This window comes from Marinobacter bohaiensis, assembly GCF_003258515.1.
Lineage (GTDB): Bacteria > Pseudomonadota > Gammaproteobacteria > Pseudomonadales > Oleiphilaceae > Marinobacter_A > Marinobacter_A bohaiensis.
This window is the reverse complement of the sequence record NZ_QGEH01000001.1, coordinates 1,803,424-1,816,108: the sequence shown is the minus strand read 5'-3', so window position 1 is coordinate 1,816,108 and position 12,685 is coordinate 1,803,424. Positions and strand designations below refer to the sequence as shown.

Here is a 12,685-nt window from a genome sequence, read left to right as displayed (position 1 = left end):
CCTCCCTCATCGGTCCACGTCCGCCATGACAAAATCAATGCTGCCAAGATGGGCAATGAGATCGGGCACAAAGCCACCGCGCATCACCGCCGGAATCTGCTGCAGGTGGGGGAAGCTCGGGGTCCGGATACGCGTGCGGTAGCTGGTCGTACTGCCGTCGCTGGTCAGGTAGTAGCTGTTGATGCCCTTGGTGGCCTCAATCATCTGGCAGGATTCGTTGGCCTTGAGCACCGGCCCCCAGGACACCTGCAGGAAATGGGTAATCAGCGTCTCTATGTGCTGCAACATGCGGTCCCGGGGCGGCGGCGTGGTCAGCGGGTGGTCGGCCTTGTAATCCCCGGCGGGCATGTCGTCGACGCACTGCTGGATGATGCGCAGGCTCTGGCGCATTTCCTCGATGCGCAGCTGCCCACGATCGAATACATCGCCGCGGGTGCCCAACGGCACTTCGAAATCGAACTGGTCGTAGCCGGAATAGGGCCGCTGCTTGCGCAGGTCGAAGTTGCAGCCTGTGGCGCGCAGGTTGGGCCCGGTCACGCCCCACTCCAACGCTTCGGCGGTACTGAAAGCGGCGATGTCCCGGGTGCGTTCGCGGACGATGGCGTTCTCCATCATGGCGCGTTCGTACTCCCGCAGGCGGGTGGGCATCCAGTCGAGGAATTCCTGCACCAGCGACGCCCAGCCTTTGGGCAGGTCCTGGGACACCCCGCCGATGCGATACCAGGCCGGATGCATGCGAAAACCGGTGATGCCTTCAATAACCTTGTACGCCCGCTGGCGGTCGCTGAAGGTGAAGAACACCGGCGTCATCGCCCCCAGATCCTGCAGGTAGGTCCCCAGGAACAACAGGTGGCTGGTGATGCGGAACATCTCGGCCATCATCACCCGGATCACCTTGACCCGGTCCGGCACCGCAATGCCCGCGAGCTTCTCCACCGCCAACACGTACGGCAGGTTGTTCATCACGCCGCCGGTATAGTCGATGCGGTCGGTGTAGGGAATAAAACTGTGCCAGGACTGACGCTCGGCCATCTTTTCGGCGCCCCGGTGGTGATAGCCGATGTCCGGCACGCAGTCGACCACCTCTTCGCCGTCGAGCTGCAACACCACCCGGAACGCGCCGTGTGCCGACGGGTGATTGGGCCCCAGATTGAGGAACATGAACTCGCTGCCGGCACGCTCGCGCTGCATGCCCCAGTCCTCCGGCTGGAACTGCAACGCTTCCTGTTCGGCGTCCTGGCCCGCCACGGTCAGGGTGTAGGGATCGAACTCGGTGGCCCGGGCGGGATAGTCCTTGCGCAGGGGGTGACCCTGCCAGGTGGGCGGCATCAGGATCCGGACCAGACGCGGATGACCCGCCACGTCGATACCGAACAGGTCCCAGATCTCCCGCTCGTACCAGTTCGCGTTCTGGAACACCGGCGTGCAGGTGGGGATCGACAGGTCATCCTCGGACAACGCCACTTTCAACATGACGTCCCGGTTCCGGTGCACCGACAGCAGGTGATAGAACACGGTGAAATCAGACGCCGGCAACCCGTGCCGCTGACCGCGCAGGCGCTCGTCCACGGCGGACAGGTCGTAGAGCATGGTGAAGCCGTCGGGCATGGCCTTGAGGAAACGCAGGGCCTCGACAATGCGATCGCGGGACACCCAGACCACCGGCATGCCGGTCAGCGTGCACTGGCCACGCAGAGACGCCGGCCCCAGATGCTGGCCGAGCGCCTCCAGCACCGGGTCGTCGGTGTCATTCGCCTGCGTTGGCCCGTGGACGGGCGTCACTACACTCATCGATACGCCTCCCGAAGGAAAGATCGATCGCGTTGCTTCGTCGACTAGAGATGGTCGGGGCTGCGCAGCTCCGTGGCCTGGATGCGGCGATCCCGATGGCGCTCGCGCTGGGACGGCATCTCCGCCCGGTAAACGCCCTGGTCTCCGACCACCCAGGACAGCGGCCGCCGTTCCTGGCCGATGGCGTCCTGCAGCAGTTGCAGCCCCTGCAGAAACGCTTCCGGCCGCGGCGGGCAACCCGGCACGTAGACATCCACCGGCAGGAACTTGTCGACGCCCTGCACCACCGAGTAGATGTCGTACATGCCCCCGGAATTCGCGCAGGAGCCCATGGAAATCACCCACTTTGGCTCGAGCATCTGGTCGTAGAGCTGCTGGATCACCGGCGCCATCTTGATGAAGCAGGTGCCGGCAATGACCATGAAATCCGCCTGGCGCGGCGAGGCGCGGATCACTTCGGATCCGAAACGGGCTATGTCGTGCGGGGACGTGAAGGCGGTGGTCATTTCAACGTAGCAGCAGGACAGGCCGAAGTTGTAGGGCCACAGGGAATTCTTGCGCCCCCAGTTGACGACCGAATTCAGAACGTCTTCCAGCTTGCCGGTGAAGACGTTGCGCTCCAGTTGCTGCTTGACCGGGTCTGGCACCCGGCGACGCTGCCCCAATGGATAACGATCAGAATCCGCGGTGGCGTCTTCCGCACTGGTCAGGGTATAGCCCATTTCAGTCCCCCGCTCCGATTCGCACAGGATTTGATCCCGTGGCCCGCCGTCCGCCGGTCACTTGGGCTGGCGGCGCCTGGGCGCCCACTCCAGCGCCCCGACCCGGCTGTCGTAGAGCAGCCCGGCCAGCAGGATCACGATGAATATCGCGGCGCCCCAGAAGCCAGTCCACCCCACTTCCCGGATGGACACCGCCCAGGCAAACAGGAACACTGCCTCGATGTCGAAAATGACAAACAGCATGGCCACCAGGTAAAACTTGACGGAAAAGCGCTGGCGCGCGGATCCGGCGCCGATGATGCCGGATTCGAAAGGAAGGTCCTTACTGCGACCGCGGCTCCGGCCTCCGAGGAAGGCGGACGCCACGATCATAAAGGCGCACAGGCCCAGTACGGCAAGAATAAAAACGCCAATGCCCCAGTATTCGGCGATCAGCGCCGTCGATGTCTGCGTCATCGTTTACACCGGTCAAGGCTGGTAGTGGCCTGAATGGCCAGCTCTTCTGATTTTCAGACTAGCAGCCAGTCCGGAGACGTGCGAATTACAGGGAGTCAAGGACTTGGGGAAGGAGCGACCCGGATGACCGGGCCGCAGGGGGCGGATTGTCAATCCCGCAACAGCAGGATTTTGCCGGTGGCTTCGCCGGCCTCCAGGCGACGATGGGCGGCGCCGACGTCACGGAACGCAAACCTCTGGCTGTCCAGCAGCGGCCGTACGGCGTTGTCACGCAGCATCTGCTCCATGTGACCCACCATGCGCGGCTGGTCATCCATGCCGATGCCGTGCAGCAGCGGAATCGAGCGGAACACCACGTGCAGGCTCAGGCTCTTGGCGTGCAGTTGCGACAGATCGTGGGTGGAGCGGGTGTTGATCGAGCACAGGCGCCTGGCGATACCGGTGGCTTCAATGGATCTGTCGAGATTGTCCCCGCCGACCGTGTCGAACACCAGGTCAAAGCCCTTGCCGCCCGTCAGCCGTTCGACATAGTCCGTGACCGACTCCTCGCGGTAACGGATGATGTCATCCGCCCCCAGCGAACGGGCCAGCTCCGCCTTCTCGGGCGTCGACACCGTGGTGCTGACTCGCGCGCCGAGGTATTTGGCGATCTGGATCCCCACGTGCCCCACGCCGCCAGTGCCGGCATGGATCAGCGCGTGCTCGCCGGACTGAAGCCCGGAACGATCCGCCAGCGCCGACCAGGCCGTCAGGAAAACCAGCGGCAATGCGGCACACTCTTCCAGCGGCAGCGTCATGTCCGGCGTGCGTTTGGCCAGCACACGGGCATCGGCAATCATGTAGTCCGCCAGGGCGCCCTGCCAGCCCTTCACGCCGCCGGCGCAGCCGAACACCTCGTCGCCTTCGACCAGGCCGCTCACGCCAGCGCCAACCTTATCGACAACCCCAGCGACGTCGCCGTTGAGAATGGCCGGCATGGCCGGGCCGGACTTGACGAAACCGGAGCGTATCTTGGTCTCGATAGGATTCAGGCTGGACGCCACCACGCGGATACGCACCTGGCCGGGGCCCGGCTCGGGGGTGTCCACGTCGCGCTCGACAAACACCTCGGGGCCGCCGAATTCCTCAATCACCACGGCTTTCATCATCGGGCTCCTCTTGCAGAATGATTCTTTGAAAACAGGCCTGTCAGACAGCTCAGTACACGATCAGACGAACGAGGATCGCCGCCACCATGGCCAGGGTCAACCATTTGATCCACTGGGCGCCGCGCGGCCCCATGTTGACCTTGACCGCGATCATGGCGCCGGTGATGTTGCCCAGTCCCAGCAACAGGCCGACACCCCAGCGAACCTGGCCGTTGAAGGCGAAGACCAGCAGCGCCGGGATCATGTACAGCAGCACGATGGCCACTTTCAGGACGTTGACCTGACGCAGGTCGATGCGCAGCATCCGGTAAAGCACAACGATGAACAGTGCGCCCACACCGACCTGGATGAAACCGCCGTAGACACCGATCACGAACAGCGCGAGGTAGATCAGCGGCGACAGCCGGTCCGCGGTCAGCGGCCGGGTATCCAGGCGTGGCTGGGGCAACAGCATGAACACCGACGCGCCCACCATCGCCACCACCAGAACCGCTTCGAACACCGCATCGGACACGCCGGTCGCCAGCCAGGCCCCGAGCAGCGAGCCCAGAATCGCGGGGATCGCCAGACGCAGGCTGATCGACCAGTTGCCCTGCCCCTGGCGGCGGAAGCTCCCCACGGCCGAGATGCTCTGGAGGGTAATGGCCACGCGGTTGGTGCCATTGGCCACTTGCGGCGGCAACCCCAGGAACATCAGCATCGGCAGGGTCAGCATCGAACCGCCCGCCGACAGGACGTTGATGAATCCCGCGACGCCACCGATCAGGACCAGTCCAACCAGTTCCACTGCACTCATCCGCCGGCCCCTCCCTGATGGCGTTCTACGTCATACGGTTGCGGGCACCCTCCTGCCCCGGCGACTGCTACAGACCAGCAGGCCGAGGAAAATCACCAGGCCGGCAACGTCGACCCACAGCATTCCGTGGGGCCACAGCATCAGCGCGCCCACCGGGAACATCAGCAGCCGTAGCAGCCACCCCAGACGGTGCTCCAGGTACCCTTCCAGACCGGCAATAATGGCATAGATCCCGAACAGACCGAACAGGAAAACCTGAAGCATCTCAACAAGATCACCGGATATCAGCGGCGAATAGGCGAACAGCAACGGCACAATGTACAGCCCCTTGGCGATCTTCCAGGCGGTGAAGCCGGTGCGCATCTGCGGGGTGCCGGCAATGGCGGCCGCGGCAAACGCGGTCAGGCACACCGGTGGCGTCACGTTGGAGTCCTGGGACAGCCAGAAGATGATCATGTGGGCCGACACCAGCGCCATGCTGATGGCGTGGGGCGACAGCGCCTGCTCCAGCAATTGCGAACTGAAGGTGTCCGGCACCGCTGCCAGCATCTGCCGGGCCGTGGCCGGGTCCATGGGCGCGTTGAGCAGGTTGAACTGGTCGGGGGCGGCGATCATGAATACCGCCTTGGCCTGTTCCGGCAGGTTGCCCGCCACCATCAGATCCAACAACTGGCTCTGGGCGATCAGCCCGTAGATGGCCGGCGCCGAAAGGGTCGCCAATACGATGTAGGCCGCGGTCACCGGCAGCCCCATCCCCAGGATCAGCGAGGCCAACGCCACCAGGACGATCGTCACCAGCAGGCTGCCGCCGGCCCAGTCGGTGATCATCAGCGAAAAGGTATTGCCAATCCCGGTGGTCGATACCACATTGACGATCAGGCCGACCGTGATCAGCAGGATGGCCGTGGTCACGATATTACGCGAGCCCTGGGCCATGGCCTCCAGGATATCCGGGATCTTCATCGGCCTGGACGACAGCCAGGACGCGGCGATCACCGAAAGGATCGCAATACCCGCCGCGTAGGTAGGCGTGAACCCGTACACCAGCGCGGCAACCAGAACCACCAGCGGCAGCAGGTAGTGCCAGCCATCCTTCATGACCTCTTTCAGGGTCGGCATGTTCTCTTCTTCGTCCTCAAGCTTCACCGCGTGGCTGCGTTTGGCTTCAATGCGCACGAACATGGCAACGGACAGGAAATACAGCAGCGCCGGAAGCGCTGCAACGGCAATAATGGTGAGGTAGGACACCTGGGTGTAAGACGCCATGATAAACGCCCCTGCCCCCATCACCGGCGGCATCAGCTGCCCGCCGGTCGACGCGGCCGCTTCGACACCAGCAGCAAAGCGCGCCGGGAACCCGGCTTTGCGCATCAGGGGAATGGTGATCACACCGGTGGACACGGTATTGGCCACGCTGGAGCCGGAGACCGAACCCATCAGCCCCGAAGAAAACACCGCCACAAAGCCGGGCCCGCCCACGAAGCGCCCGGCGGCGCAGCGTGCCAGTTCGACAATAAAATCCCCGGCACCGGATTTGACGAGAAAGGCCCCGAACAGGATGAACATGAAGACGTAAGTCCATGAAATCCGGGCGATCGAACCCAGCATGCCCTGCCCGCCCATGTAGGAGCGGAACAGCACGGTCTCCCAGCTCAGACCGGGAAAATTGAACAGCCCTTCGACGTACTGGCCCCACCAGCCCACGTAGGTCAGCGCGACGATGCACAGGCAGGGAATGAACCAGCCGGTCGTGCGGCGGGCGAATTCCAGGATCAGGGCCACCGCCGTGATCGACACGATCCAGTCCCAGGTGGAAAAAGTCACACCACGGGCGTAGAGCGCATCCTCGAAGCCAATCAGGTACAGGGCACAACCCAGTGCCGCCAGCCCGAGCACAACGTCGAGCGCAAACACCAGTCGCCGCCCACCTGCGGAGCTGGCGTGGATCATCGGCAAAGTGAGCGTGCACAGTAGCCCGAACAGACCGAAGTGCAAGGCGGAGATCCACAGCTCCGACAGAGTGGAGACCGTGTTGAAGTACAGGTGCGAAATGGCAATGACGATCGCCAGGACAAAGATCACCCGCCCCAGTATGGGATGCTCCAGCCGATCACTGGCCTCGTGTGTGCTTTCGTCGCGGATCTTGTCCAGGGAGGATGATGCGTTGGCCGGTTCACCCGGCCGTTCGTCGTTCGATGTCACTCTGACCCCCAACCACGACGGGGCCGGCTTCAGCGGGCCCCGTCCAAGGAATGATGCGGCCCCGGGGCCGCTCCGTTACTGCGCGATCAGACGGTCCGGGATCTCGATGCCCTGCTCCTTGTAGAATCGCGCGGCCCCCGGATGCAACGGCATGGGCAGACCGGCGATCGCCTTTTCCAGGGCCATGGCTTTGGTCGCCGGATGGATGTTGTTCAGGAACGGCAGGTTGGCGTAGATGGTCTTGGTGATCTGGTAGACGTCATCCTCCGATACATCCGCCCGCACCGCCAGAATGTTGGGCTGGGCAATGGTGTTAATCGTTTGGGTCTGGTTGGGATAGGTTTCCGGAGGAATCTCGTACGGCGTCCACAGCTCAAACTCGCTGTTGACGCGGGCCAGCTGCTCCTCGGTCACATCCAGTGTGGTGATTTCCTCACCCAGGTTGGCGTAGGCGCGAGTGACCGCCGAGGCCGGCACCCCCGCCGGGATGTTCATACCGTCGATGTTGCCGTTCTGCAGGGCGTCGGCGCTGGGTCCGTAACCCAGGTAGGCCAGGTCCATCTTGCCGACATCCACGCCCAGCGCGCCAAGAATAAAGCGCCCGGAGCCCTCGGTCCCGGAATTGCGGGCACCGATGGAAAAGCTGTTGCCGTAGAGGTTGGTCATGTCCTCAATGGTGCCGGTCTTGGCCAGCTCCTTGCGGATCACAAAGTGTTCCACGTTCTGCCACAGCATCGATACCGAGCGCAGGTTCTTGTAGGCCTTCGGCACTGGCCCCGTGCCCTTCCAGGCCCAGGCCCCGTATAGCCCTTGCAGGATGCCGAACTGGGCCTGGTCCTCGTCCATCAGCTTGAGGTTTTCCGCGGAGCCGGCAGAGCTGATGGCGGACACGGAAATTCCGGTCTTGGGTTCCAGCTTCACCTTGATCAGGGTCGACAGGGCCACACCCACCGGATAATAGGTACCGCCGGTAGTCGCCGTGCCCATGACATAATTCCCTTCCGCCTGAACCGAACCGGTGACGCCAAGACTCACAGCGGCAGCCATTCCGATGATCGATTTCAGGAACTGGCGCTTAACCATGTCGTGCTCTCCTTTTATTGGACTTATCAATGAGATCTGCATGCGTTCACTGAGAATAGACGCGCACGCAAACAAGTGCCATGGGAGGAGCTACGACATAAGTCGGTCATATCCCGCACTTTTTAAGGGCATAAAGCGAAGAGAAAGGGAAACGCAAAAAGAACAGCGGACACAAAAAAAGGGGCGCCCGCCGGGCGCCCCTTCTCATTTCATACCGGGAGCATTCACCCGGTCAGGCCAGAGTCATTTGCCCATGACCTTGTCGAAGCCGTCCTGGATTTCCTGGGACGGTTCCGGCGTGGCCAGAGACACCACGACAATGGCGATGGTGGCGAGGATGAAGCCTGGAATGATTTCGTACAGATCCAGGATGCCGCCGGACAGGTTGCCCCAGACCACAACGGTCACACCGCCAACAATGATGCCGGCCAGCGCGCCCAGACGGGTCATACGCTTCCAGAACAGCGACAGGATCAGTGCCGGGCCGAAGGCCGCGCCGAAACCGGCCCATGCGTATGACACCAGCTCCAGTACCTTGCTGTCCGGGTTGAACGCCAGTGCGCAGGCCACCACAGCAATACCGACAACGGCGAAACGACCCACCCAGACCAGCTCGCTCTGAGACGCTTCACGGCGGAACAGCGCCTTGTAGAAGTCCTCGGCCAGTGCGGAAGAGGACACCAGCAGCTGGGAGTCGGCGGTGCTCATGATCGCGGCCAGGATAGCGGCCAGCAGGACGCCAGCGATGACCGGGTGGAACAGCGCATCGACCAGCAGCATGAAGGCACGCTCGCCGTCTTCCAGCGGCGTCTCGAAATAGCCGATGGCAGAGAAGCCAACCAGCAGGGCACCCAGCAGGCCCAGACCACTCCAGACCACGGCAATGCGACGGGCCGTCGGGATGTCATTCTCGCTGCGGATCGCCTTGAAGCGCGCCAGGATGTGCGGCTGACCGAAGTAACCCAGCCCCCAGCCCAGCAGGGACAGGATACCCATCACGGTCATGGCGCTGCCGTCAGCGCTGGTAAAGGCGCTCAGAAATTCCGGGTTCTTGGCTTCCATTGCTGCCTGGGTGGCAGACCAGCCGCCATCGGCGTTAATGGCCATGATGGGTACCAGCAGCAGAGCGGCGAACATCAACAGACCCTGGATAACGTCGGTCCAGACAACCGCCAGGAAGCCACCGAAGAAGGTGTAGGACACGACAGCCACCGTGCCGATGATCACGGCATTGGTGTAATCGATGCCGAAAACCGTTTCAAACAGCTTGCCGCCTGCAACCAGACCGGAACTGGTGTAGAACAGGAAGAACAGCAGGATGAAGAACGCGGAGATGATCCGCAGGATACGGCTCTTGTCTTCGAAACGATTCTCGAAGTAGGACGGCAGTGTCAGAGAGTCACCCGCAGCCAGCGAGTAGGTTCTCAGACGACGCGCCACGATCAGCCAGTTGAGCCAGGTGCCAACCAGCAGACCAACCGCAATCCAGATTGCCTCGTAACCGGCTGCGTACGCGTAGCCCGGCAGGCCCAGCAGCAACCAACCACTCATGTCGGACGCGCCGGCACTCAGAGCCGACGGCATGGGGCCGAGACTCCGGCCACCCAGGACGTAATCCGACAGGTTGGATGTGCGTTTCCATGCGATGTAGCCAATGGCCAGCATCAACAGGATGTAGATAATAAAGGTCACAGTGACCCCGACGTTACTTCCCACCATCTGGTGATTCTCCCCGTCCGCTAGTAAAAAGAACTTCTTTTTATGGTCCTTTCACACCCGCCCGGATACAGCGTGGTGCGATGCGTTATTGGCACTTTCAGCCCTCTTCCAGCCCCCGGCTTGAAGAAGTCGGCCTACACCCTTGTACTCTAGACTGTTTTTGCGTCCAGAGAGCAATAACGCATTCCTTCCGACTGATGTCGTGTTTTATGTCCGGGTTTTGCGTGACAAAGCGCAAGTCAGACTGCGCCTGTTTCCCGTAGCGGTCCCGGACCAACCGTCTGCGGGATTTCATGGCCGGTTCAGCACAAATGACCGGAACCAGAACACTGCCTTTCGACAATCGATGCCCTGCCGGCGCCACTGAGGGATCATGGCGTCAATGGCAGGCTGGTGGAACGGCCCTTCCGCAGTGATGCCCCTCACCCGGGGCAAACGACCGACAACCGGAAAGACGCGGTTTGAAAAGGTCCGAACCTAGTCCGCTAATGTAGTCAGGGAAAGCCCGTACGGCTTGCAGGAAACTACGATTTTTTTGCAAAAAAGTACGTTCAACCCTGTTTGGATGATGTTTGTCATCTCAACGCAACGCCGACGGGGTAATGCCCCGATACTTTTTCATGGCGTTGGTCAGCGCGCCCTGGCTGGAGAACCCGGTTCTCAGGCTGATCTCAGCCAGTGAAAGTCGCGGCTCCCCAAGCAGCTCGGTAGCACGTTCGAGCCTAGCGTGAATGATGTATTGATGCGGGCTCATGCCAGTCATCTCACGGAAGGTCTCGTGGAAACGGCTCACGCTCAGGCACGCTTCACCGGCCAGGTCCCGGATAGTGATCTTGCGGTGCAGGTTCTGGCGCACGAAACGGCGGATGGCTGACGTATCCAGGGTCTGCCGTTTGCGACGCGGCTGGTTACCGTTACCCAGGCGCTGCGACAGGCAGTGGATGATGCCGGACGCAAAATGCTCATGCATGGAACGGTTGTCGGGTGCCAGGTTGAGTTCCGACGCGCACAGGTGGATCAGGCTCTGTAGCCGGTTATCCATGTCCAGGTGGAAGGGGCGGTCAAACAGCGGCGCCAGACGGTCGTAATCCGCATGACGGGGATTGGAAAGGGCTGGCACGTGAGGGTCGAGATCGATCACGAGGACGTGATTGTCATCGTTGCCGTAATAATCATGGGTGGTTTCTGTCGGCACCAGGCAGGCACGCCGGCTGTCCAGATCGACGCCCCAACCCTGCCCCGCCAGGCCGGATGCCCCTTGCAGGCCAATCACCACCTGATGGTGCTCGTGCTCGTGCTGACAGGCATTTTCTGGGAGCTTCAGAACTCGCGCGCTCAACATAACCGGGGCCGGACCGTCGGAAAGATTGTCGCCCATTTAAACACATCTGCAAACGCGAATCACCTGCGCCACGCGCTCACGCCGCGAACTCGACACCCGCCTCGCTGCCGCTGCACCAACGTACCCGGGCGGTACGATCGCCGATGCGCGGATGGCGCAGCCGCACTTCGCCGCCGGCCGCTACCGAGCCGTTGCCACTGTAGTACAAGCGTGCTCCGGACTCCGACATGTCGACCAGCGTGCAGACTTCCCCCACATCCGGCATATCGGCCACCGACAGGGATTCCGGTACCGTCAGGCGCAGGTGGCGTCGTTCATGGTAGATCGGGGTCTCCGCCGCCAGAGCCCGCTCCAGGTTATGCCGGTTGTGAATCGGCACCCCCATCTCCAGACGCTCCACGGCGGCCACATGGAGCTTCTCGGTGATCGCCGGCGCCAGGCCCTGCGATTCACGCTGGACCGCACCGATCGGCCGATGATAATCCCCCATCAGCCGGTAAAGCGCACTGACACTGTCGCCTATTGGCGCCGCGATGCGATCGTCCGGATCGGTGGAAAAAATGCCTCCCAGCTGCCATTCCAGCCCATGCTGGTTGGCCTGGCCGATCATGAACTGCAACGCCAGCTCCGACAGACCGCACTCCGTGACGACGCCACCGACATCACCGTGCATACCCGGTAGCCAGACCTGGAGCGTATGATGCGACAGGGTTGCCGCCTGATGCGACGTTTCCGCGCTGGAGTGGGTCCAGAGGTCCGGCCGGAACGGCGTGCGACATTCGTCAATCGCCATGGCCTGAACGGCATAGGATACGGAATCTGACAGATGGGTATCGTGGAACCCGATCCGGTCTTTTGACCATCGCCTCAAACCGGGCACCGGCAGCCCGTTCGCACCAACGGTGTCGAACACTCCCAGGAAGCGGACCGGGATTCGACGGCTCGACTGCCTCAACTCCTCCACCAGCGCGGCCCGCGGTAGCCGGCTCCGTTCGGCCCCGGACTCCGCGCGGTACCAGCGGTAGGCGTCCGGCAGATGATGCAACTCCGACTTGCCGATCAGTCCCATCACATGAATAAAGTCCGCCAGTCGACGCACGCAATGGGCACCGCGGCTGAACCCGAGCAGGTAAATATCGTCGCTGGGGGCCCAGTTATTGGCGATAAAGCGGTAGGCCTGCAGCAGACTGGCGGTCATACCGTTGCCGAAAAGGCCGGCCAGCCATCGATCGAGACGGCCGCCATTCCCCAGGCCATCGTCGTAGTAGACCACCTGGTCACGCCGGCCGGAGTGGGCCTTGAGGCCACGCACACACTTGAGCACATTGGACGATGCGGGCTGCGCGGGCTTGCCACCCACCTGATTCCAGGTGCCATCGCAGCAAACGACTATCGCTTTGGACATGATCCTTTCCCTCCATGCTTC

At 62.3% G+C, this 12,685-nt stretch carries 10 protein-coding genes; all 10 read right to left on the bottom strand.

The genetic code is table 11. The annotated features are described in order from the left end of the window. Window positions 1-6: 6 nt before the first annotated feature. A complete protein-coding gene (gene nuoC, locus DKK67_RS08135) occupies window positions 7-1,791 on the bottom strand; it encodes an NADH-quinone oxidoreductase subunit C/D (RefSeq protein WP_111495873.1) in 1,785 nt (594 codons plus the stop codon). A 44-nt stretch (window positions 1,792-1,835) separates the two neighbouring features. After that, a complete protein-coding gene (locus DKK67_RS08130) occupies window positions 1,836-2,513 on the bottom strand; it encodes a NuoB/complex I 20 kDa subunit family protein (RefSeq protein WP_111495872.1) in 678 nt (225 codons plus the stop codon). A gap of 57 nt (window positions 2,514-2,570) precedes the next feature. Then, a complete protein-coding gene (locus tag DKK67_RS08125; RefSeq protein ID WP_111495871.1) occupies window positions 2,571-2,969 on the bottom strand; it encodes an NADH-quinone oxidoreductase subunit A in 399 nt (132 codons plus the stop codon). Between the two features lie 149 nt (window positions 2,970-3,118). Further along, window positions 3,119-4,117 (bottom strand): zinc-dependent alcohol dehydrogenase family protein, encoded by a 999-nt coding sequence (locus DKK67_RS08120; RefSeq protein ID WP_228160544.1) that lies wholly within the window; start codon window positions 4,115-4,117, stop codon window positions 3,119-3,121. A 49-nt stretch (window positions 4,118-4,166) separates the two neighbouring features. Then, the gene (locus tag DKK67_RS08115) at window positions 4,167-4,913 is read right to left on the bottom strand and encodes a sulfite exporter TauE/SafE family protein (protein ID WP_111495870.1); all 747 of its coding nucleotides are present in this window, start codon (window positions 4,911-4,913) and stop codon (window positions 4,167-4,169) included. Between the two features lie 30 nt (window positions 4,914-4,943). Beyond that, the gene (locus tag DKK67_RS08110) at window positions 4,944-7,115 is read right to left on the bottom strand and encodes a TRAP transporter permease (RefSeq protein WP_111495869.1); all 2,172 of its coding nucleotides are present in this window, start codon (window positions 7,113-7,115) and stop codon (window positions 4,944-4,946) included. Between the two features lie 75 nt (window positions 7,116-7,190). Next, the gene (locus DKK67_RS08105; protein WP_111495868.1) at window positions 7,191-8,198 is read right to left on the bottom strand and encodes a TAXI family TRAP transporter solute-binding subunit; all 1,008 of its coding nucleotides are present in this window, start codon (window positions 8,196-8,198) and stop codon (window positions 7,191-7,193) included. A 243-nt stretch (window positions 8,199-8,441) separates the two neighbouring features. Next, window positions 8,442-9,914: a sodium/proline symporter PutP gene (putP, locus tag DKK67_RS08100; RefSeq protein ID WP_407657834.1), complete on the bottom strand. Its 1,473-nt coding sequence runs from the start codon at window positions 9,912-9,914 to the stop codon at window positions 8,442-8,444. A 583-nt stretch (window positions 9,915-10,497) separates the two neighbouring features. Further along, on the bottom strand, window positions 10,498-11,259 hold the full coding sequence (locus tag DKK67_RS08095; protein WP_111496816.1) for a helix-turn-helix transcriptional regulator: 762 nt from the start codon (window positions 11,257-11,259) through the stop codon (window positions 10,498-10,500). Window positions 11,260-11,335: 76 nt separating this feature from the next. Continuing rightward, complete coding sequence (locus DKK67_RS08090) at window positions 11,336-12,664, bottom strand: phospholipase effector Tle1 domain-containing protein (RefSeq protein ID WP_111495866.1); 1,329 nt, start codon at window positions 12,662-12,664, stop codon at window positions 11,336-11,338. Window positions 12,665-12,685: the final 21 nt, after the last annotated feature.